Origin of the sequence: Kitasatospora putterlickiae, assembly GCF_039527695.1 — a bacterium.
Taxonomy (GTDB): domain Bacteria; phylum Actinomycetota; class Actinomycetes; order Streptomycetales; family Streptomycetaceae; genus Kitasatospora; species Kitasatospora putterlickiae.
The window spans coordinates 1-20,418 of the sequence record NZ_BAAAKJ010000257.1 but is presented as its reverse complement, the minus strand read 5'-3'; the positions used below and the strand labels follow the sequence as shown (position 1 = coordinate 20,418).

General features: G+C 70.4%; 30 protein-coding genes and 1 pseudogene. 19 read left to right on the top strand and 12 right to left on the bottom strand.

Features of this window, described 5'->3' with window-relative positions; all coding sequences use genetic code 11:
* The 9 genes and pseudogenes from ABD308_RS26010 to ABD308_RS25970 form a co-directional block, all read right to left on the bottom strand.
* Positions 1-470: pseudogene (locus ABD308_RS26010) on the bottom strand (hypothetical protein); the annotation flags it as partial.
* Positions 471-637: 167 nt separating this feature from the next.
* Entirely contained in the window at positions 638-1,135 is a 498-nt protein-coding gene (locus ABD308_RS26005) for a hypothetical protein (RefSeq protein WP_344339087.1), read from the bottom strand.
* 8 nt (positions 1,136-1,143) lie between these two features.
* Entirely contained in the window at positions 1,144-2,001 is an 858-nt protein-coding gene (locus ABD308_RS26000) for a VG15 protein (protein ID WP_344339083.1), read from the bottom strand.
* Positions 1,961-3,421 (bottom strand): phage portal protein, encoded by a 1,461-nt coding sequence (locus ABD308_RS25995; protein WP_344339078.1) that lies wholly within the window; start codon positions 3,419-3,421, stop codon positions 1,961-1,963. Before ABD308_RS25995 ends, ABD308_RS26000 begins: the two co-directional genes overlap by 41 nt.
* Positions 3,421-4,782 carry a terminase gene (locus tag ABD308_RS25990; protein ID WP_344339075.1) on the bottom strand — a complete coding sequence of 454 codons (1,362 nt, stop codon included), beginning with the start codon at positions 4,780-4,782 and terminating at the stop codon, positions 3,421-3,423. Before ABD308_RS25990 ends, ABD308_RS25995 begins: the two co-directional genes overlap by 1 nt.
* Before the next feature lie 28 nt (positions 4,783-4,810).
* Positions 4,811-5,089, bottom strand: a complete 279-nt coding sequence (locus ABD308_RS25985) for a hypothetical protein (RefSeq protein WP_344339073.1) — start codon at positions 5,087-5,089, stop codon at positions 4,811-4,813.
* A gap of 419 nt (positions 5,090-5,508) precedes the next feature.
* Positions 5,509-5,736 carry a hypothetical protein gene (locus ABD308_RS25980; protein ID WP_344339071.1) on the bottom strand — a complete coding sequence of 76 codons (228 nt, stop codon included), beginning with the start codon at positions 5,734-5,736 and terminating at the stop codon, positions 5,509-5,511.
* Positions 5,737-5,750: 14 nt separating this feature from the next.
* Positions 5,751-5,981: a hypothetical protein gene (locus ABD308_RS25975; protein WP_344339069.1), complete on the bottom strand. Its 231-nt coding sequence runs from the start codon at positions 5,979-5,981 to the stop codon at positions 5,751-5,753.
* Positions 5,982-6,097: 116 nt separating this feature from the next.
* Positions 6,098-6,421 carry an HNH endonuclease gene (locus tag ABD308_RS25970; RefSeq protein WP_344339067.1) on the bottom strand — a complete coding sequence of 108 codons (324 nt, stop codon included), beginning with the start codon at positions 6,419-6,421 and terminating at the stop codon, positions 6,098-6,100.
* Between the two features lie 568 nt (positions 6,422-6,989).
* Here ABD308_RS25970 and ABD308_RS25965 point away from each other — a divergent pair.
* The 10 genes from ABD308_RS25965 to ABD308_RS25920 all read left to right on the top strand — a co-directional run bounded on the left by ABD308_RS25965 (position 6,990) and on the right by ABD308_RS25920 (position 11,331).
* Positions 6,990-7,247 (top strand): hypothetical protein, encoded by a 258-nt coding sequence (locus ABD308_RS25965; RefSeq protein WP_344339065.1) that lies wholly within the window; start codon positions 6,990-6,992, stop codon positions 7,245-7,247.
* A 34-nt stretch (positions 7,248-7,281) separates the two neighbouring features.
* Positions 7,282-7,485, top strand: coding sequence for a hypothetical protein (locus tag ABD308_RS25960; RefSeq protein ID WP_344339063.1), 204 nt, complete (start codon positions 7,282-7,284; stop codon positions 7,483-7,485).
* A gap of 26 nt (positions 7,486-7,511) precedes the next feature.
* Complete coding sequence (locus ABD308_RS25955) at positions 7,512-8,351, top strand: hypothetical protein (protein WP_344339061.1); 840 nt, start codon at positions 7,512-7,514, stop codon at positions 8,349-8,351.
* Between the two features lie 54 nt (positions 8,352-8,405).
* Positions 8,406-8,591 (top strand): hypothetical protein, encoded by a 186-nt coding sequence (locus ABD308_RS25950; protein WP_344339059.1) that lies wholly within the window; start codon positions 8,406-8,408, stop codon positions 8,589-8,591.
* 52 nt (positions 8,592-8,643) lie between these two features.
* Positions 8,644-8,952, top strand: a complete 309-nt coding sequence (locus ABD308_RS25945) for an antirestriction protein ArdA (protein WP_344339057.1) — start codon at positions 8,644-8,646, stop codon at positions 8,950-8,952.
* Positions 8,953-9,052: 100 nt separating this feature from the next.
* The gene (locus tag ABD308_RS25940) at positions 9,053-9,334 is read left to right on the top strand and encodes a hypothetical protein (protein ID WP_344339055.1); all 282 of its coding nucleotides are present in this window, start codon (positions 9,053-9,055) and stop codon (positions 9,332-9,334) included.
* 98 nt (positions 9,335-9,432) lie between these two features.
* Positions 9,433-9,621, top strand: coding sequence for a hypothetical protein (locus ABD308_RS25935; RefSeq protein WP_344339053.1), 189 nt, complete (start codon positions 9,433-9,435; stop codon positions 9,619-9,621).
* A 54-nt stretch (positions 9,622-9,675) separates the two neighbouring features.
* Positions 9,676-10,362, top strand: a complete 687-nt coding sequence (locus ABD308_RS25930; RefSeq protein ID WP_344339050.1) for a hypothetical protein — start codon at positions 9,676-9,678, stop codon at positions 10,360-10,362.
* Between the two features lie 78 nt (positions 10,363-10,440).
* Complete coding sequence (locus ABD308_RS25925; RefSeq protein WP_344339048.1) at positions 10,441-10,926, top strand: hypothetical protein; 486 nt, start codon at positions 10,441-10,443, stop codon at positions 10,924-10,926.
* A gap of 51 nt (positions 10,927-10,977) precedes the next feature.
* Complete coding sequence (locus tag ABD308_RS25920) at positions 10,978-11,331, top strand: hypothetical protein (RefSeq protein ID WP_344339045.1); 354 nt, start codon at positions 10,978-10,980, stop codon at positions 11,329-11,331.
* 806 nt (positions 11,332-12,137) lie between these two features.
* Here ABD308_RS25920 and ABD308_RS25915 read toward each other — a convergent pair.
* From ABD308_RS25915 to ABD308_RS25905, 3 genes are all read right to left on the bottom strand, one after another.
* Positions 12,138-12,422 carry a hypothetical protein gene (locus tag ABD308_RS25915; protein ID WP_344339042.1) on the bottom strand — a complete coding sequence of 95 codons (285 nt, stop codon included), beginning with the start codon at positions 12,420-12,422 and terminating at the stop codon, positions 12,138-12,140.
* 312 nt (positions 12,423-12,734) lie between these two features.
* Positions 12,735-13,277 carry a GNAT family N-acetyltransferase gene (locus ABD308_RS25910; RefSeq protein WP_344339040.1) on the bottom strand — a complete coding sequence of 181 codons (543 nt, stop codon included), beginning with the start codon at positions 13,275-13,277 and terminating at the stop codon, positions 12,735-12,737.
* 13 nt (positions 13,278-13,290) lie between these two features.
* On the bottom strand, positions 13,291-14,598 hold the full coding sequence (locus tag ABD308_RS25905) for an NsdA family TPR-like regulatory protein (protein WP_344339039.1): 1,308 nt from the start codon (positions 14,596-14,598) through the stop codon (positions 13,291-13,293).
* 891 nt (positions 14,599-15,489) lie between these two features.
* Between ABD308_RS25905 and ABD308_RS25900 the strand changes: the two genes are divergently transcribed.
* From ABD308_RS25900 to ABD308_RS25860, 9 genes are all read left to right on the top strand, one after another.
* Complete coding sequence (locus ABD308_RS25900; protein ID WP_344339038.1) at positions 15,490-15,735, top strand: hypothetical protein; 246 nt, start codon at positions 15,490-15,492, stop codon at positions 15,733-15,735.
* A gap of 4 nt (positions 15,736-15,739) precedes the next feature.
* Positions 15,740-15,889, top strand: coding sequence for a hypothetical protein (locus ABD308_RS25895; protein WP_344339037.1), 150 nt, complete (start codon positions 15,740-15,742; stop codon positions 15,887-15,889).
* A 137-nt stretch (positions 15,890-16,026) separates the two neighbouring features.
* The gene (locus tag ABD308_RS25890) at positions 16,027-16,206 is read left to right on the top strand and encodes a hypothetical protein (RefSeq protein WP_344339036.1); all 180 of its coding nucleotides are present in this window, start codon (positions 16,027-16,029) and stop codon (positions 16,204-16,206) included.
* Positions 16,207-16,322: 116 nt separating this feature from the next.
* The gene (locus ABD308_RS25885) at positions 16,323-17,249 is read left to right on the top strand and encodes a hypothetical protein (protein ID WP_344339035.1); all 927 of its coding nucleotides are present in this window, start codon (positions 16,323-16,325) and stop codon (positions 17,247-17,249) included.
* Between the two features lie 36 nt (positions 17,250-17,285).
* Positions 17,286-18,539: a tetratricopeptide repeat protein gene (locus ABD308_RS25880; RefSeq protein WP_344339034.1), complete on the top strand. Its 1,254-nt coding sequence runs from the start codon at positions 17,286-17,288 to the stop codon at positions 18,537-18,539.
* Between the two features lie 13 nt (positions 18,540-18,552).
* The gene (locus ABD308_RS25875) at positions 18,553-18,807 is read left to right on the top strand and encodes a hypothetical protein (RefSeq protein ID WP_344339033.1); all 255 of its coding nucleotides are present in this window, start codon (positions 18,553-18,555) and stop codon (positions 18,805-18,807) included.
* Positions 18,808-18,950: 143 nt separating this feature from the next.
* Entirely contained in the window at positions 18,951-19,181 is a 231-nt protein-coding gene (locus tag ABD308_RS25870) for a hypothetical protein (RefSeq protein WP_344339032.1), read from the top strand.
* A gap of 78 nt (positions 19,182-19,259) precedes the next feature.
* Entirely contained in the window at positions 19,260-19,637 is a 378-nt protein-coding gene (locus tag ABD308_RS25865) for a hypothetical protein (protein WP_344339031.1), read from the top strand.
* 82 nt (positions 19,638-19,719) lie between these two features.
* On the top strand, positions 19,720-20,178 hold the full coding sequence (locus tag ABD308_RS25860) for a DJ-1/PfpI/YhbO family deglycase/protease (protein ID WP_344339029.1): 459 nt from the start codon (positions 19,720-19,722) through the stop codon (positions 20,176-20,178).
* Positions 20,179-20,418 lie beyond the last annotated feature (240 nt).

The window sequence follows — 20,418 nt, the reverse complement described above, 5'->3', positions numbered from 1 at the left end:
GTGCGGCCCTCGGCGGGGACGTTCTCCTTGTTGAGCTGGACGCGCAGGCGGGCGAGCGCCTTGCGGATCATCTGGCCAGCCGCCTCGTCGGAAGTGGCCTTGGTCAGGTCGACCGGGATCTTCGCCGAGGTGGCGACGTCCGGGAACTGCTCCATCGCGGTGGCGACCTTACGCTCAAGGCGCTCGGTGATGGTGTCGATCTGCGGCACCATGACCTGCTCGCCGAACGACAGGAGGTCGAGCGACAGTTCCGCGTCGGAGAGGTCGACCGCGGAGTAGGCGTGGGTGTCCAGCCGGACTTCGAGCAGGCCCTCGTTCAGGTTCTCCGACTGAATCCAGGTGGAGGTGTCGTTGAACTTGCGCTTGGCGTCGATGGCCTCCTCCGCGCCCTTCAGGCGGGCGGGGCGGCGGATGTTGATGACCTGGCCGGTGGCGTTGACGAACTGCTCGGCCGGGCGGCGGTCGAACATGCCCGCCAGGACGACGGAGTCCTTCAGGTTGGCGACGGCCTGGGCGACGAGCTTGTCCGGGTTCTGGAAGGCGTTGGCACGTGCGGGATTGAGAGAGATGGCGCTGTTCCTCAGGACGACGAAGAGCCGCCCCGGGGGTAGGGCGGCTCAGGTGGGGGCGGGGTGGGTCAGATGCCGTAGCGGCGCTGGCGCAGCTTCTCGGCGAGGCCCTTGTACGGGTCGGGCTCGGCGTGCGGGGTCAGCCCACCCGCGCCCAGCACAGGCTTCGGCGCGGCGACGGCGGCCAGGGCCTCGGCGTGCTTGCGCACAGCGGCCTCGTCACCGCCCTGCACGAGGGCGGCGAGGACCGGCGGCAGGGCGTACTCGGCGGCGATCCGGTCCCGAAGGGCCTGCTCCTGGAGCTGGGCCACCTGGGCGCGCAGCTCGTCCGCCTCGACGCCGGCCTCGGTGGAGCGCTCGCGGGTGGCGTCCAGGTCGGCCTGCATCTTCTCGTACAGGGCCTTGTAGTCCGGCTCGACCGGGGCGGGGGCGGCGCTCTCCTCGCCCTGTGCGGCCTGGGGCTCGGGCTCCTCGGGCACGGGCGGGGTGTCCGGGTGGGCCACGCCGCCGGGGATCGCCTCGGCCGGGGTCGGGGTCGGGGTCTCGGGCGCGGGGGTCTCGGACAAGCTCTCTCCTAGGTCTTCGTGGTCATGCTGTAGTAGGTGCGCCAGTCCGCCAGCGACCCGCCTCCGAAGCGCTTCCACATCCGCGCGAACTGCGTGTTCTCGGCGGGGAGCTGGTAGCGGCGGGAGAAGATGGGGACGGCCTGGCAGTGGCAGTGGGGGTGAGCGCCGAACGCGGCCGTGCGCTTGGACTTGTAGACCGCGCCACGGCCGGCCATCAGCGCGCAGAAGTAGCAGGGGCTCGCGTCGGTAGCCCGGTAGTAGCCGATCGCGCCGGGGTCGTCCTGCAGCGCGTTGTGGATCATGTCCCGGCCGCCGTCCTGGACCAGCATGCCGCCCGCCCCGGAGCCGCCGGTCTTCAGCGACTCCAGGAACTCCTTCTCCCGGGCGATCAGTTCGGCGTCGTCCAGCGCGGCCGAGCCCCGGCCGGCGCGCTCGCGCTCGTACTTGGCGACCCGGTCGGCGACCTCGCGGCGGAAGGTCTCCGCCACCCGCTCGGCCTCGCGCTTCAGGTCTTCGGCGGGGAACGGGTTGCGGGTGTCCACGGGCAGGGGCGTGTACGGTCCGGAGCCGGTCCGCTTGCCCGTGGCCTTGTTGAAGTCGGCCCAGAGGGAGCCGAGCGAGGCCCCCGGGCGGTAGCCGGGGCCTCCGATCACGCGGCCGGTCTCCAGCGCCCGCACCAGCCGGTAGAAGGCTATGGACAGGGCGTAGGAGGCCGCCGCGGATTCACGGACCGCCGCCGCGTACGCGGTCTCCAGCTCGGTCAGCGAACCGGCGACCTCGCGGGCCTCGACGGCGGCCAGGGCCTCGGCCCAGCGGGCGGAGAACTCACCGGCGAGCGCTTCCTGCGCGAGCTGGTACGCGGCCACCGCCCGAAGGATCTCGGCGGTTCTGGGAGTCCACGCCACCGCTCGCCTCCTTCTGCTGCTTCAGGGCCTCGGCTTCGGCCTGCTCGGCCTTGCGGGCGGCCTCCTCGGCGGCCTTCACCGCCTCGTCAATGTCGGCCTGGGAGAAGCCGGGGACCTTGCGCAGCGCCACGGACAGGGGGACGCCCTGCTGCATCAGCTTGACCATCGCGTCGGCCGCCTGGGCGAGGCTGCGGGTGGCCTTCTCGGCCCATTCGACCTGGCTCTCGTCCTGCTCGATCTCGCCCCGGCCGGCCACCAGGGCGCACAGCCGGAACACCGACTCCCACGACTCGCCCAGCGAGTCCTGGAGCGTGGACAGGAACCGCTTGAACGAGGTCTCGGCCGCCGCGAGGGCGTCCGCGCTCAGGTTCACGAGGTTCGACCCGGCGAGGTAGTGGGGCGGCACGTCGGCCAGGCCCATGATCTCTTCGACGGTCTGACGGCGGGAGGCCAGCAGATCGCCGGTCGGCATCGCGGGGAGCTGCCCGAACTTCGCATCCGAGTTCGGGGCCATCAGCAAGGTGGACGGGTCCAGCGAGGGCACGTCGTAGACGGGCTCGCCGGTCTCCGGATCGCGCACCGGGTCACCGGTCTCCGGGTCCAGCCGCTCGGCCGGCGCGAGGCCGGTGGCGAAGCGGATCGCGTGCGCGCCCCAGTGCTCATTGAGCAGCAGGGACAGCGTCTGCTGGTTGAGGCGGTCCTGCGAGACGATCAGCGGCTCGACCAAGCCCCGGGTGCGGCCCCGCAGGTCCACGGCCGGGGAGAACCGCACCACCGGGCACACGCCCATGCCGTGCGGCTCGGAGGCCAGCACCGCGGACTCCGGTTCGGCGTCCAAGTCGACGGTGTGGCGGGCGACGTCGTCCCACAGGAAGCCGACAGTGCGGTCCTCGTCCGGCTGCTGCTCGGGCACGTGCAGCGCGTACACGGGGAACTCGTCCCACGCCGGGTCGGTGTAAACGGCCACCGTGCTGATCGCGTCGTACGCCCGGATCGCGGGCTCCCGGCGGCCCTTGCGCGGGTCCGGGGTGACGACGACGTACGCGGCCCCCGAGGTCAGCGCGGCGCGGTGGACGGCGTTCTGCCGCTCGTCCAACCGGTTCTTCTGCCAGAACGCCCACTCATTGGCGTTCTCACCGCTGCCCGGCTTGCGGAAGCCCTGCACCCGCAGGGCGTTCAGCGGGGCCTCCACCGCCAGGCTGCTGACGTTCACGATCGAGCGCTTCACCAGGTCCTTGAACTCGGCGTTCGCCTTGGCCGGCATCCACGGCGCGCGATGGGCGCCCCGGGCGTAGCGGTCGACCAGGTTGAGCCGGTCGAAGTCGCGGTCGATCAGGTCCTTCGCGTGCCGGGCACGCTTGATCACGACGGGGAGGGACATCAGAACCCTCCTCGGGTCTGTAGCGTTCCGGGCCGCTTCTGCGGCTTGAGCTTGCCGCTCTCAGTGAGGCGGCGAAGGGCGATCCAGGCGATCACCATCGTGGCGTAGAGGTCGATCTTCAGCTTCGACTCGCGGGACTCCTTGCCGAAGCCGATGCCGTACTTGTTCGGGCGCTTGCGGGCGTTCATGGTGTGCCGGGTCAGCGAGTAGTCGCGCACGTGCGGGAGGGCCTGGGCCTCGATCGCGCCGACCATCGCCATGTGCTCGGTCGTGATCTCGCGTTGGTTGGCGCGCATGTCGAACCCGACCGACGACTTCCCGGACGCCTTGATCAGCAGATCCTTGCCGTAGGTCTCCGACCAGTCGGCGACCCACCCCTCCCAACCGGCCACGTCGGCGAAGAACGCGACGACCGTGTACTTCCGGAAGACGTGGCCGACCATGTCGTTGACCTCGGTACCGTCGACTTCCCAGTTCTTGCCGGCCGGGCCGTCCGGCTTCTCCCACAGCGCGAGCGGCTGGACCAGCCGGTCCCGCACGCGCATCGCCAGCAACGCTGTCGAGTCGTCGGTCTTGCCGCCGTCGAAAGCCAAGACAATCCGCTCGCCCGGCCTGAGGCCGTCGGCGGGCTCGACCGTGGCCAGGTCCCAGGTGTCGCGCTCCACGAGCGCGTCATCATGGCTGGAGAGCTGGTTGAGGTACTTGCGGCGGGACTCGTCCTCGGTGGTGGACGCCGACCAGATGTCCTTCATCACGCGGTCCGGGTTGATCCAGACCGAGTCACCCCGCGCGCACAGGATCGCGGCGCGCAACTGCTCCTCGTCGGCGAGGTCGACCCCAGGCGGAGCCTCCACCGAGTCGTAGTAGATACCCGCGTCCCTGTTCACGCCGTCGCGCTGCTTCTCGAAGGCGTACCAGGTGCCCTCGGCCACCGACTCCTCGCCGATCACCGGGGCGTTGGTGATCTCCATCGTTCTGCCCCCGACTTTGGTGGCATTGGGGCGGATGGTGGCGGCCAGGCGCGGGCCGTGGTTGCCCTCCACCCAGTGCCAGGTCTCGTTGAGCAGGGCCATCGACGGGCGCCCGCCCTCGGCGGCGCGGAAGCTGCTGGCCTTGGCCTCCAGGCGGCACTGGCGGCCGTCGGTGTCGGCCTGGCTGGCGTAGCAGACCTCTTGGCCGAGCTTGATCGCGTACCGGTCAATGGCGGCCTGGCTGAAGATCGTGGACAGCGCCGACATCGTGTTGACGTTCTGGCCGGCCGCGGTGGCGAAGATCTGTACCCACGCCTCTTGCGGCGGGCCGCCGATCGGCGAGCCGTCGGCGCGGAAGCCCACCAGACGGCACGGGCCGACGAACTCCATCGCGCAGACGGAGGCCATCATGGGGTCCTTACCGGGGTAAGCCCCACCCCTTCAGGCGGCGCACAGTGCCGGACTCGTGGCGAAAGCCCCGGCCCCAGGTCTCGGGGTCGTTCGGGTCCTCCGGGACCGCGTCGTCGCGCAGCTCGTACCAGCGGGCCAGGATGCGGCACTGCTCCGGCGTGAACTTGAAGTCCGGGCGGAACGCGTGCGCCGACCAGCGCAGCAGCTCGCCCGCCAGGGTGCGGTGAGGGCGCGGGACGGTGTCCGGGATCGTGCGCACGGGGGTGTAGGTGAGGGGGTGGTTCATGGATCACCCCCTCGGGTCAACAGCATGGCGGATTGCCCTCCCGCGCTCGCTCGGAACGAAGTTGCGCGGGAAGTCGGCGAACCGCGCTAAAGTCCCTGGTCAGGAAAGAAGTTACGGGACAACCTGGATAGTCCAGACCCGCGAGGAGGTCCAATTTTGAAGCTGGGTAAGGCTCTATCTCTCGGTAGTGCCGTAGGCGCCATCACCCTTGTCCTCACCATCGCGAGCCGTCGTCAGAGCGTCCACGCAATGCACAATGTCAACCGTGTCATCAGCGACTCACTCCGCAAGGCTATGGGCCGCTGACCCCTGGGACCTTGTTCTCCGCTCGCGGAGATGACCCCGACGTCGTCCTCATCGAGACGACACAGGTGTACTGCTCTCCGCACGCGCGGGGATGACGAAGCGGCCTCGCCGTCCTACGGCTGGGCGGCTTCCCTACGGGCGCGGGCCTCCAGCAGCCTGGCAGCCTCCACGGAGACGTGCTCACCGGCCGCGAAGGGCGTGGTCATGTCGTGGGCCCACAGCTCGCGGGCCATGGCGTGCGGGACTTCGGAGTCCAAGCACGCCTCGTAGTAGACGATCGTCCGTGCGATGCGCAGGGACTCGCCCGAAGGCCCGGAGGTCCGGGTCTTGCGGCGTGCCACGGCGTCCCCCCTTCTCAGACTCGGTTGCCCCAGCGGGCGGCGATGGCGTCGCGGGCGTTGTGGCCGCGCTTCGGACCCTCACCCTCACCGCGGATCTTGGCGAGATGGCCAGCGGCCTGAGTCCGGTTGAGCTGGGCCTGCGCGATGCCGGGATGCAGGACCATCATGTCCTTGCGATTGCCGCCCTCGATCATCTGTCCCTCGCGCTTGACCACGGCGTCGAGCTGGGCGGCGCGGGCGAGCATCGGTGCGGCGATGTCGATCAGCGAGAGGTCGGTCGGCTCAAGGTCGAGTTCGGTCTCGTACAGGGCGACCAGCGCGGCGCGGATCTTCGCCGGGTCCTTCTCGGTCGGGTCGACGTTCAGCGGACCTCCCCGGGGTGGCGTCGGCGGGTTCGGGCGGGCTGCCAGCGGTCCGCGGCGGCCCTTCGGCGGGCTCGGCCGGCGTCGGCGGCGTCCTTGCGAAGGACGTGCCAGTCGCACAGCGCGCGGAGGTTGGCGGGGTCGTCGGGGCCGCCTTCCGAGGCGGGGACGATGTGGTCGCAGTGGCGCGCCGGCTCGCCGCACAGCTCGCCGGTGTCGTAGCGGACGTGCTGGCACATCCAGCCGTCACGGTTCATCACCGCCCGGCGAAGGCGGGCCCAGTGCGGAGGGAGCGGGGCTGTCCGGCGCGAACTCGCGGCCACGGCAACCTCCTTGAGCGCAGGGCCCCGCCAGGTGCTCGACCACGACCGGGGAGAGAGGGCCGATCGGGGAGCGTTGCCCTGGCGGGGCTGCGAGGGGAGGCCGGCCGGGTGCCGCAGCAACAGGTGCGCGCACGCGCGCGAAGCCGCCTCCACATGTATTAAGCGGCCTCGGTTAACAGCCGGCCGACACCCATGGCCTCACTCTCCGCGATCAGTGCGTAGCGGTGAGTTCATTCCCGCTGGTCACAATGCGTAAATGATTCGAAAAAAGGGTCGGCCGGCGTTCGTATCGAATTCCGGCTGCTATGACGCTCCGGGCAATAAAAGGAAATGCATGAGAGTCACCCCCCGGGGTGCATTCGAAATGCATGAGACGCGCATCACAGGGCCTCAACTTGCGCTCTGACCTGGATGTTTGCTTCATTGGAATTGCTCGGCCGGTCCGCCGAAGCGCAGCGAAGCGAAATGCCGCTGCCACGGGCGAAATGCACCGCCGGAGCATCTGATTTGAAATCCCCCCGAATGGCGGCGCGCAATGGTGCGCCCTTCGGCTCTGAAAGTGGTCACTGTGCGTAAGAATCTTGTTCCCGCCACCCTCGCCCTGGTCATGCTGCTGGCGGGTAACCCGTGGCAGACGGGGAACTGGGGCGGCGGGATCGCCGCCGCCCTGCTGACGGCCCTTGCCGCCCACGCGGTGGGCAAGATCCCGGCCCTGGTCAAGCGGGCCGTGCAGGGCCCCTCCGAGGCCGTCACGGCGGAGTCGGTGACCGTCGCCCCCGCTCCCGTGCTGGTGAACGCCTACGACCGCGACCGCACCGCCCGCTGACCACCCCGGCTCAACCCCCTTCGGAGCACCCGCGATGACCTCCCGCCGCATCCTCGCCGCCCTCGCCCTGGCCGCCGCCGCCCTCAGCGGGTGGATCACCGCCAACACCTTCAACGAACCGGCCCCGGCCGACGCCGCGCAGGTGACCGCCTTCAACGACGGGTGGACCGACGCGATGGCCGATGCCTGCCAGCAGGGCAGCGCGTACGCCTGCAAATGGCTCTCCACCACCCGCTGACCACCCGCACCACGCAAGGAACGATCATGAGCGCGACCCTGACTGACGAACTCCTCACTGCCACCGGCCAGCACTGCCACCGGTACGACTTCGTGACCCGCATGGAGGCGGAAGCGGACGCCCACGGATGGGCCCGGATAGGCATGGTGACGGACGGCACGGGGGCCCTGCTGGAGGACGGGGAAGGGTGGCACCAGCACGAGACGGACGCGGTCCGCGCACAGTCCAACTGGCAGGCCGCGTGCCGGATCATGGCGGATGCCGCCGGGGAGTGCGGGACGCTGTGGGACGCGACCGGCGACGGGCTCATGTACGACGCGGATTCGTTCCTGGCCAGCGACGCCGCGCGCCGGATCGCGGACAGCCTGGCCGGATACCCGCTGCTCGATGAGGACGACCACAGCGCGCGGGAGTGGGCCGCGATGGTCGAAGAGATCGAAGGCTCACCCCTCACCCTGCCGGACGGCGTGGACGGTGAGGACGTGCTGCGCGAACTGTCGTGCCCCTCGCTCGGAGAGATCACCACGACCATGGTGGAGGACGTCCTGTCCGGCATGGGCTACGTCGAGTGCTCCGACTGCTCGGAGTGGCTGACCCCCGTGGACGCCCGAAGCGGCGAACCGCTGTGCCGGGACTGCGCGTTGGAGGAGTCGCGCCCGGCCACGACCACCACCCTGCCGATCCCCGGGGCCGCACCCTGGCGGGCCTACACCGTGTACGGCCACGGCGAGCCGCTGACGGCCGTCCTGACGCCCTACCTCGACGGCTACGCCACCGAGCAGGGGGCCGCGTACCGCGAGGACGTGCGCGCCATCGTGCGCGGCTCCCGACAGGGTTACCGCGCCGTGTACGGCCGGGCCGCGTAGGCACCAGGCCCCACCCCCCTTCCAACTCCTGCACCACAGAACGGAAGCACCACCATGACCCGCGCCGACATGATCCGCCTGTCCGGCTACTGGCCCCGTCTCGCCCGCCTCGGGATGGACCACCCCGATGACGTGGCCGCGCTGTTCGACGCCTTCCGTGACATGCGCCGCGACCCGGAGTACGGCACCGGCCTTGACCTCCTGCTCGATGAGCTGTTCGACGCCCCCGACGGCGTCTGAGCCCCACCCGCCCCGTACCCCCTCCCCTGCACCGACCCGAGAGAGAACCACCGTGAGCCGCACCGCCGAGTACCTGACCGACCTTGCCGAAGACGCCGGAATCGTCGCCGAGTTGGAAGCCCTCACCGCCTACGCCGCACTGGTCGGCAGTGCCGAGTACGCCGTCGACACCTTCGAAGACGCCTACGAGGGCGAGTGGGACGACCTGGAGGACTTCGCCCACGACTGGCTGATGGAGACGGACGACGAGTACCGCGCCGCGATGGAGAGTTGCCGGGGGTGGCGTCCCTCCCTCGACATGACCGCGTGGCACTGCGACTACTTCCACACCAGCAGCGGGCACGTCTTCCGGTCCCTGTGAGCTGTGCGCCCCTGGTGAGGGCCCAGCGCCCCCCGCCGGGCCCCCGCCAAGGGTGCACAGACACCAGACCCCACCTCCTCCCAACCCACGGAGCGCAGCCATGCACGAACGAACGGCCATCACCGGGACGGACCCCCTGGACCGCTCCACCCGGGCACACGCCACGGTGATCACCTGGGCCCGCGAGCACGGATGGGATGGCATAGCCGACCGGTTCGGCACCTGGGCACCCATCGGGGCCGCCGCCAACGTCGCCGCGACATGGGCCGAACGGGAGCCTGCCGTGACGCTCGAACACGACGGGGCAACGCTCGCCGTCATCACCACCGACCAGACATTCCGCTACCGGACCACCGGCGGCGGACCGCCGACCAATTGGTGACGCCCACCCCGCGCTGACCCCAGACCCCACCCCCGGGCGGCAGGAAGGCCCCTCGGCCGACACCAGACCCCACCCCACCCCACCCGCAGGAGACAGCCGTGCCCCGCTACACCGTCCGCATCGACTTCACCGAGACCTACGAGTACGAGGTCGAAGCCGACAACCCCGACGACGCCGAAGCCGAAGCGCTCGACCTGTTCGACAGCGACGCCCGCGAAGACGGCTACAGCCACGGCCACGAACCCGAGGTCCGCGACGCCCAGCCCGTTCACACCCTTGCCGCGTGACCCGCCGCTGACACCAGGCCCCACCCCCTCCCGACCCGAAGGACCAGCGCCACCGTGACCGCCCTCCGCGACGAACTCGCCCCCCTGCGCGCCGAACTGCTCTCGCTCGCCGAAGGGCTCGCCCAGGCCCTCGGCAGCGCCGAATGGACCGTCGACCCACGCCGGATACCCGACTGGCACCCCTGCGCCGAACTCGTCCGCACCGAAGACGGGGCCCGCCTCCTGATCCAGCAGGAACGGCTGCGCCCCGGTCGGTGGTGGGTGCACGGCGTCCTGCCCGACAGCGGCACCTACTACTACCGGCACGACATCGACGCCGGGGAGATCACCGTCACTCGGGCCAAGACCGGGGCCCAGGTCGCCCGCGACGTGCAGCGCAGGCTGCTGCCCGTCCTGGACGCGGCGGTCGCGGAGATGAGCGCCAGGCAGCACCGGCACCTGACCGACGTCCACGAGGTCACCACCGTCGCCCGCCGGTTGAAGCGAGTGCCGCTCACCACCGGCCAGGCACCCGGCGAGGCGAAGCGGCGCAACGGCGAGGACAACGTCCGCACCCTGCGGTGGAACCAGGGCCCTGGGACCTCCTGGACCTCGCCCCACGCCGAGGTGAAGATCAGCCGCGCCCGCTTCAGCGGCGTCGAGATCACGTGCTCGCACCTCACTCCCGACATGGCGGAAGCCGTCCTGCGCGCCCTCACCGCCTCACTTCCCGCCGCCGTGCCTGTCGCCGAGGCCGCGTAGGCACCAGGCCCCACCCCCGCCAGCGGCCGACCGCCGCTGGCACCAGGCCCCCCTCCCGCGCCACCGAAGGAACAGCGCATGCCGAAGTACATCGTCGCCGTGGACGTCATCACCGTGCACGTGGTGCCCGTCCTCGCCCCCACCCCCGAGGCCGCCCAGGCCGAAGCCGAACGCATCGTCACCGCCGACTGGGAGACCTGGTACGACCACACCGAGCCCGTGTGCGTCGGCGATGCCCTCACCGAAGCCGAATGGGACGCCCAGGCCGCCGACTGGGCGTCCTGGAAGCAGACCGCCGAGCGCCAGGCCCCGCCCCCGGCCAGCCGGCCGAAGAAGGACACCCCCGCGGCCTCGTTCAAGGCGCCCCGCACCGACCACCACGCCGACGGCACGGTCTGCCCGCCCGCCCACAAGCACACCAGCTCCGGCAAGCCGCTGACCGAGGGGTGCACCGGCCGGGCCTACTCCACTGCCACCTGCACGTGCGGATGGACGACGCGCAACACCGCCAAGGGCTACACCGACGAGACCCGCCGCCGCCACCTCGCCACCGAGCACGGCTGAGTCCCGCCGACGCCAGGCCCCACCCCCACCCGCACCACCCCGGAGGCACCAGTGCCCACCCCCACCGCCTACACCCTCACCTACCCCCGCACCGGCAACCGGCCGCCGATGAGCGTGCGCTTCACCGTCGCCCCCGAGACCACCGGCACCTGGACCGTCGAGCGCCAGCCGTACGGGGCGGCCGGCCGGACGCTCACCGGGGACCAGCCCCGCCGCTACTTCGGGGACGAGGCACGGGTCCGGGCCGAAGCCGCCTTCCGTGGCCTGCTCGTCCGGGAGTGCCTGCACGTCGGCCGGCTCCTCGACCTCAACCTCGAACCCCGGGACATCCGGTTCGCCAACGGCCGCCCCACCCTCGACGGGATGGACGCCGGGGAGTGGCTGGACGCGATGGGAACCGACTGACCGACCCCGCCGACACCAGGCCCCACCCCGCCCCCAGGGTGGGGCCTGGTGTCGAAGTGCCGCATGTCGGACTCCGGTTCGGGTTGAGTCCCACCGAGAGAGCCTATGTCTATTGTTTTTTTAAATGTCAATAAAAAAGACATTATGACATAGACCCTTACGCCGAGTACCCCAACCAGACACTCACAGTAACTATCCTGCGCCTCCCTGGAGACTCCGTGAACAGCCCCGCCCGCGCCCCCTGGATACCCGGCGGCGGCACCGCCCTGGACTGGGGCCTGCGCGACGCCTGCCCGGTCGGCGTCGGCCCCGGCGGCTACCGGGGCGAAGGCGGGAAGGTGTGGTGCCTGTCCTGCGGCGACCGCTACACCGGGCGCCCCGCCCAGGTCGGCGAGGACTCGGCCCACCGCGACGACGCCCACCACGCCGCCCGCCTCCACGCCGACGACCACGAAGCCGAGATCCGCCGGTACGTCACCGCCGGACGCACCCGGGAGACCCGCGAGAAGTCCGGGTGGACCACCCGCGTCTACGACCTCGTCGCAGCGGCCTGCGGGGAGGACTACAGCGGTGTGTGGTGGGACGGCACCGGCTACCGCCTCGTGCCCGCCGGGGACCGTCTCGGGGCCAAGGGCCGGCGGGTACGCCGCCGCGTGGTCGAGCTGGCCATCGCCGCCGGGTTCCTCCAGCAGGATGAACGCGGCGACGTGGCGGCCACCTCCGACGGTCGCGCCATGCTCCGCATCTGGCGGCACCACCGAGCCGACCTCGCCGAGCCCTGGCCCGCCCGCCACGAACCCCAGGCCCTACCCCCACTCCCCGGCGGCCAGGAGGACCGGCGACGCCGCGAGGCAGCCCGCCAGCGCCTCGCGGAGCTGGAGCGCCAGGCCGCCCAGAGCCGGGCCGAGTTCCTGCGCCGCCGCGAGCAGGCCGAGCAGCAGCACCAGGACGAGCTGGCCGCCGCACGCCAGCGCCGGGCCGACACGTGGGCCGAGCGTGAGCGCGCCGAGCGGGTCCGCACTGGAGCGGACATCGACGTCACGTGGTCCGCGGTGAGCGCCGGCCGCTGGACCGTCGCCGGGGTTGGCCACGACCGCTGCCTCGACGTCACCCTCAACACCACCGACTTCGCCCACGACTCGTACGAGATCCGGGAGAACGGCCACTTCCACTCCCGCCACCGCTACCGTCATCAGGTCGACGCCGCCGCACAGCAGCTCCTCGCCGACGGCGTCGAGATCGGGCCGCTGACACCAGGCCCCACCCCTGGGAGTTTCATGCTGCGGGGCACTGTCTGCCCCGCATGCCGGTGGCAGCAGCCCCCGCGCCGGCCCACCCGGACGGAAGGCGCTGCTCCTGACCGGCCACGCCGACAATCTGCTGCTTACGCGGTTCTTCCTGGGTCACGTGATCGGGCGAAGCATGGAGTCGTATTGGGGAGAGTCAGGGTAGGGCTGCATCGTGCCCATCCAGGTATAGCCCCAGCGCTCGTAGAGCGCCCGAACCCGAGGGTGGTCCTTCTCGACCAACAGGTGGGAACGGTCCTCTGGCCTGTGCGACAGCAGCTCCTCGTGCAGGGTGCGCGCAATGCCTGTGCCTCGCCATTCTGCCCGGACCATCACCTCACACAAGGCGAAAGTCCGGCTATCGGTCTCCTTCAACAGATCAGCCGGAACCGGGGTGATGAGCCCGCCCCAGCGGTACGCGGCCGTTCGGCCAAATCCGTAGGCGTACCCGACCACCGAGCCGTCGACCTCACCGAGCGCGCACCCCCAGCGGGGCCCAGCGGCATGGCGGTGAAGGCGTTCGGTGAACCGTTCAACTCTGAAGAACGGATCGGCAACCGCCTCCTCGGCGTACACCTCCGCGTACACCTCGATCAGTCGCCCCTCAATGGTCCGCAAGTCGTCGGCGGTGTAATAGCTGACGGTCAGGGTGGCGGCCATGGCGCTCTGCTCCTTACACGGTGGTCAGGACGTCGTAGCGTTCCACGAAGGCGGTCGTCACCGGTAGACCGTGGTCGGCCACCTTTCCCCGGAACTCACCGAGGCGCTTGGCCCAACGGGGGCAGTTCACCGACGGGTAGAGTGCGAGCGCTTGGTTCGCCGTGTCGACGGCCTGTTCCAACTCGTTGGCAGCCAGGTAGCACTCGGCGAGGTGAACCGATTTGGCGAAGCGGTTGCGGCGGAAGCCAGGGGCGAGCAACCGCATACCCTGCTCCTCCTGATCGGCCGCCTTGTCGGCCTGGCCCAGGTCCATGTGCGCCATGGCGGCGGCACCGAGGAGTTCCCCGGGGCCAACGAAGGCCAGCCACGCCGATGGCGTCGTCCCGGTGGCCCGGTCCAAGGAAACCTCGGCCCGCGCAAGGGCACCCGCGCAGCGGACGCTCTCTCCTGAAGCCGCGTAGCCGAGAGCAAGGCGGCCGTGCAGCAAGGCACTGAGACGGTGGTCGCGGCCGTTGCGCGTGGCGTCGAGCGCCGCTCGGGCGATGGTGACGGTCTCCGTTGCCCGGCCGAGTTCCCAACTCTGGCGCGACATGTAAGCCCAAATGCGGGCCTGGAGCATTCGGTCGCCAGCCAAAAGGGAGGCGCGCAGGCCTGCGTCGAAGTTTTGACCCGCACGGGTGTGATCGCCAGTGTCGAACGCAAACCAGCCCGCGCTGGCGTGCAGTTCGCCGATCACCTGGTAGAGCGCTGACTCTACGCGGGGCCCATACACGCATCGCCCCATCGCGTCCTCGATTTGCGTGACTGCCTCCTCAGCGATGTCGGCAAGCTGCTCACCACCGTAGGCGTCGTCCACCGCATGGAGTTCGTCGATACTTCCTCGGATGCGCTCGACATCAGCCATCCCTATGCGTCCCGAGGTCGGCAATGGTGCGAACGCAAAACCGATGAGGTTCCCTGTGGCAGCGATCATGAACTGGCGACGGAGCACGTGGTTCTCCTGAGGGTCGGCAGAGGTCTCTTCCAGCAGCGTAGAACGAGGCTGGAGGGCAGCGAGCTGGCGAGCCCTCGCACCCGAAAGAGTGAAGCCAAGCTGATCCGCAGGCAGGTTGAAGACATCCGTTAACGCCACAAGGTAGTGCATCTGTGGCAGCTCGGTCTCGCCGGACAGCCACCGCCGGACATGACGGTCCGAGGCGTTCCCGGGCTGACCGAACCGTCGTTCCTCAGCAGCATTAACGGCTCGCGCGAGGTCGTTCGCAGACAGGGTGTGCGCGAGCATCAGCCCCCGAAGGACGTTGTTTGGGCGGGCGGTAGCCATAAGCGCTCCTCGGTCCGGTAGGGCGACGCTACCGCCATTCGACTCCCCGTCAACCCTCAGGAATGTCCGGGGGGCATGAGCGCGACCACCCCCGAAACGTCCTACCCGTTTCTGCCCCAGAGGCGTTCACTGATTGTCAGCGGCCGATGGCCTGGGGTGATGACCACCGCGGTGCTGCGGGCGACTTGACCACACACCGACGCTGCCGGAGATCGGTAGCTACTCAGAAGGGAGACCTCGATGAGCGACGGCAACAACAACCACGGCGACGACAGCGGCAACCAGCACGAGAACGACGGCGAGAGCAACAGCAACGAGTAGGACGCGGAGACTCTCCCGGGCCTGGGGGCCCGTTCTTCCGGGGCCCGGGAGAGGTGCTGCTCGTCCCAGGAGTCCGGACATGGCCCAGGCGACCACGCTGGCTCTCGGCTATGGAGGAAACGTCAGTGGCAAGACGCACCCCCGCACGGGTGTACCGCGAGGTCGTTACCGGCCTCGCGAAGCACGAACTCACTCAGCTCCCCGCCGGCTGGAACCCTCTGGACGACTACAGGGAGGCCCGAGCGGCCGACCGCGCCCCCTCCGTGGGGATGTTGCTCCAGATCGCCGCTGTGCGGTCCACCTGTCCCTGCCGGAACTGTGTGGCACACCGCATCGGCCCATCGGTCCAGTCGGCCTGACCAGTCAACTCCCCGCACGCCACGATCCGTTGAAGAGAGGAAAGTTGAAAAGTCTGGTCCAGGGCGACCCGGTCCGGCACCGCAGGGACGGTTGGACGGGCACTGTCGCGGAGACCCCGAGCCGACACACCAATCACGCCTGGGTCAACCGGAACAGCTCCAGTGACCCCTACCCGGAGCTGGTCCTGCTGGAGGACTTGGAGGCCGCAGAGTGAGCACCCTGCCGACCCTCCGGGCTGCCGAGGAAGGGGTTGTCACGGACCGGCCCGACGGCTACCGCGATGGCACCTGCTGGGCCTGCCAGCGGGAGACCCTGGTCTGCGCGGGCACGGTCCTCCAAGCCCCCGGTGATCTCCAGAGCACCTGCCACATGATCTGTGACGACTGCATCGTCCGGGCCCGAAGCCCGCGCCGCCTCGCCGCGCTGCGGGCCTCGCTCGCCACGCGGCCGGCGTAGGCCCGTGGACGACGGCCAGGACGACTACCGAGAGGCGGCCGAACGCTCCGCCCACGGGGCTCCCACCCCTCGCGCGGTCGCCATCGCCTACACGCTCGCCCTGTTCTCGCTGATAGCGCTGGCGACGGCGCTGATCGCCTCCGGCCGCTTCTGACCACCAACCGCGCCCCCGGGCGCCCCATGAGCCCCCGGCTCGTCGGAACGGGCCCTCCGCCGGACCGGGCCGCACCACCCCGCACCACTGCCCGCCCACTCCCGGGCGGGCAGGGTCCAACCCGATTGGAGACGCACGTGAGCACCCCCACCCTCAACCCCGGTGACCCGCAGGTCACCAACCTGACCCGCCGCCTGGACCACCAGGTCCCGGACGGCGACTTCGCCCCGGCGACGGGTGTCGAGTCCCTGACCCGCCGCCTGGACCACTCGGTCCCGGACGGCAAGTTCACCTCGATGGGCGTCGCGACGGCCTGACAGCCGTCCCGAACTGATGCCGGTTAGTTGACGGCATGGGCGGGTCGGCCCGGTGGCCATCCGAGCCGACCCGCCGCTCGACGTCGCACACCCCCCTCGATCAAGGAGAGTCCGCAATGAAGACCGCCATCACCCCCCACGTCCCCGCCGGCTCCTTCTTCGACCTCGACCGGAAGGACCCGGACCTGACCCGTCTGCGCGAGGTCGGCGCGGACAGCGTCCTGCCGTTCGTCCTGATGGAACGCCTGCTGAGGTCGGCCACGCCCTACGCGGAGCACGCCCGATCCCTGCGCAGCGACAGCGTGACCGTGGCCGGCGCGCGTTTCGACTGGTTCGACGCGAAGTTGCCGGGCGAGATCGCCCAGGAGATCAACCTGACCGACTACGACATCGTCCCTCACACCGACGAGCGCCGTGAGGCGCTGACCCGAGCCCTGGACCACCTGTCGCTGGTGCACCCGGAGGGCTTCGAGCGGGTGCGGGAATTCGTCCGTGGGCTGCTGTGGGTGGGCCTCAAGCCCGGTGTGCGCGCCTCCTCGCTGACCAGCTCCAGCGACCCGGCGCTCCCGTACGTCATCGTCTTCTCCGAGAAGGCCCGTCACCACATCCCGCCCAACACCGTCAGCGAGCGGCCGTCCCACCTCTTCCTGGCGGAGAACATCCTCCACGAGGCCACCCATCAGTCGGTCAGCTTCCATGTCCTCCAGCACCAGGTCTTCGCCGACGGCTACTCGTCCCAGACCTCCCCGAAGATCGAGATCAAGTGGCGCGCCGGCCAGGGGGAGGCCCGCAACCAGCACTGGGAACTCGACCGGGCCTTCCACGCCACCTGCGTCTACAACCAACTGCTGCGCTTCCGCCAGGTCGAGCTGGCCCGCGACGACCTGACCGCCGACGAGCGGGCGAGCCTCCAGACCGCCCACGACGAGGGCCTGCCCGCCGTCCGCTACCTCATGCGCGAACTCGAACTCCGCGGTGAGCACTTCTCGGAGCACGGCCGGGTCCTGCTGGCCGACCTGCGCCACCAGACCGACCAGCTGTAGCGCCACGCCGCGAAGAACCGAACGAGGGAAGCTCCCGTGCTCGATCACCTCATCACCCACGACGACACCCTTCGCATGGTCCCCACCGACCGCGACGAACTGACCGCCGCAGTCAGCAGTCTCCACGAAGAACTGCGGGCCCTGCCCGAGGGGACCGACCCCGCCCGCACCCGACTCCTGACCAGGTGGATCGGCATCGGCCAGATGAGCCTGGGCCACCACGACGAGGCCCGCAGCTTCCTCCGGCGGGCGCTCGACCTCGCCGCCTCCACCGGCAACACCCGGGCCGTCGTCGCCACCGGCCTCAACCTCGGCGACGCGCACCGCTACGCCGGTGACGTACAGGCCGCGGACGCGCTCTACCGCAGCGCTCTGACCACCGCGCGAAGCCGGCACCCGGAACTCCTCGACTACGCGCTTCAGCACACCGGCAAACACCTCATGGAGCGCGGCGAGCTCACGGACGCCCAGGCCCTCCTGCAAGAAGCGCTGCGGCTGCGGATCGCAAAGGGCGACACCGGGCTGATCGAGTCCACGCAGGCCGCCCTCGACCGGGTCGAGTTGCTGATCGGCCAGGCCGCCGCGCCGGCCGCAGACGGCGGGATCCCGCCCGGGTGGAGCGGTCGGTGGACCACCTGGTTTCAGTCCCACACGACGGCTCGGACCCCGGACCGATGGGCAGCGGACTTCCCGGCCCTCCGGAACGCCGCCGCCGGGCTCGCCGCACACCAGCGCGTACACCCCCGCCACCTGCGCCACCTGCGCGACCAGTCGTTCCCCGCCCAGTTGATCGCCGCCATGGCGGAGGAAGCCGAGAAGACCGTCGCCGCTGACGGGTACCTCCACAACGGCAAGTGGAACGCCGCGCCCGGCGACGCCGCGAGCAGCTTCGCCGGACAAGTCGACCTCGCCGCCGTGGTCTCACGGTCCACCGGCCTCGCCGTCGAACAGCCCCACACCGCCGTCTACATCGCGTACCGGGAGGAAGGGCAGTTCCTCGACTTCCACCTGGACGAAGCCGGCTTCGGCGAGGCGAACCTCATCCTCTGCCTCAAACACGAGCGCCCCACCGGTTCCTCCACGGCCAGCTCCACCGTCTTCATCAACGCCGACGGCTACCTCGCCTGCGACCTCGCCGTCGGCGACTGCGTCGTGTTCGACGGCGTGTTCACGCCGCACGGCCGGACGCCCCTGAGCGCCGGAGAGAGCGTCACCCTCGTCAGCTTCGGATTTCGCGCCCGCGACCAGGCCTCGCGCACGGCAAAGCCCTTGCCGTCGGTCCCTCGGTAGGAGAAGAGCGACGGTGCCTGATCCGCCAACGCCACGCGAGGTCAACGTCGAAGTCGTCCCCGCCGAGGGCTACGAGCTGGAGATCGAAGGGGTTCCAGACTGCCCCTTCGTCACAGTGGACGACCTGGACAGGCACTTCGAAGAGGTCGTCGCCGAACACGTGCGGGAGTCCTTGAACATCCCCAACGACGTGCCGCTCGTGCTTCACATCACAGACTCCGACGGGGAGACCACCCGGACCGAGCATCGGCCGGTTCCGCGCCCCTGACCATCTCGCACCCCCGCCGCCTCCAACCCCCGGCGGCGGGCCCACCCCCGTTCGGTGACTGCCCCCGCTGTCGCCGAACGGGGGTGTTCTCGACGTTCTCAGGAGTAGCTATGTGGGCCAGCACCCCACCAGACCGCCAGGCGATGATCAAGAATCTCGTCATTGCCGCGCTGCCGGCCATCGCGCAGCGGTATGACGCGGGTGTCGGCGTCAGACGGCTCGCGACGGTCTACGGCTGCGACGCCAAATGGCTCCAAGACCAGATGCTCAAGGCCGGATACCGCATCCGGCCGCTTGAGGAGGCGACCGGCCTGCGCCCCGCCCCTCTGCCGTGGGAACCCATCACCCTCCCGCGCCGAACGACGATGCCCTGACCCCGCAGACCGGCCCCGCCCCGCGCGCGACTACGGCACCGCATGAGGGCGGGGCCCTCCACGCCCGAACGGACCCCCGTGCCACCCAAGATCCCCGAGCCCACCGGCAAGGCCCGCACCGACCTGATCACCGCCTACGCGAACCGAACCCCGGTGATCGTGCTCGCCAAGAGCCACGGAGTGTCGGAGGGCACCATGGCCAAGTGGCTCCGGAGGTGGGGAGCCACCAAAGGTCCGGCGGACAGCGACCCCGCCGTGGACCGTGAGGAGGCCACCCGGCTCTACAACGATGGCACCTCGCTCTCCACCCTCATGGGGTACTACGGCGTCACCCGCCGCCGCATGGAGATCCTTTTCGAAGCGTGGGAGGTTCCCCTGCGCGGCCGCAGGGCGGCCGCACGGGTCCGCGCGGAAGCACGGGCACGGAAGCTCGACACCTACCGGCTGTTCCCGTGACGGGGGCGTCGGCATCCCGGCCGGGGCAACGCGGAGGCTGCTCGCCGCTGGCGACCGGACCTCCACGACGAGCGCGTAGCCGATGACCTTAGGAAGTCTTCCCAGGTGGGGAAAGAGGTGGACGACTGTACACTCGCTCTACACCGAGAAGCCCGGTTACACCTGGCCCGCCGACGTGGCGTTCGCCGACGTCGAACCGGCCGACTACGTGGCCCTGGTGATTCCCGGCGGGCGCGCCCCCGAGTACCTGCGCAACGACCCCGAGGTGCGGCGGATCGTCCGGCACTTCTTCGACGGCGGGAAGCCGGTCGCGCAGATCTGCCACGGCCCGCTGGTCGCGGCCGCCGCCGGGGTGCTCTCCGGGCGGACCAGCGCCGCCTACCCCGCGCTGGAGCCGGACGTGACGGCGGCGGGCGCGACGTACGTGGACGGCGAGGCGGTGGTGGACGGCGTGGTCGTCTCGGCCCGCGCCTGGCCCGACCACCCGGCGTGGCTGCGGGCGTTCATCGAGGTCCTGCGGGCCAAGGCGCCGGTCACCTGACCGCCGGCGGCGAAGGCGCCCCCGAGGACGCCTCGGGGCCACCCCCGAGTGGGCCCTCGGGGGTGGCCCCTCCCTGAGGGGGAGCGGCTCGCCGGGCGAAGCTCGGTCCGGCGGCGGACGCCCCTCGCGTGACCGCCTGACAGAGTCTCAAGTGTCGAGATCGGCCGGGGTGTCGTGGGCACCCGACGGCACGGACACGGGAGGACGCATGGGCATGGCGGAGCACAGGAGCGGAGCCGG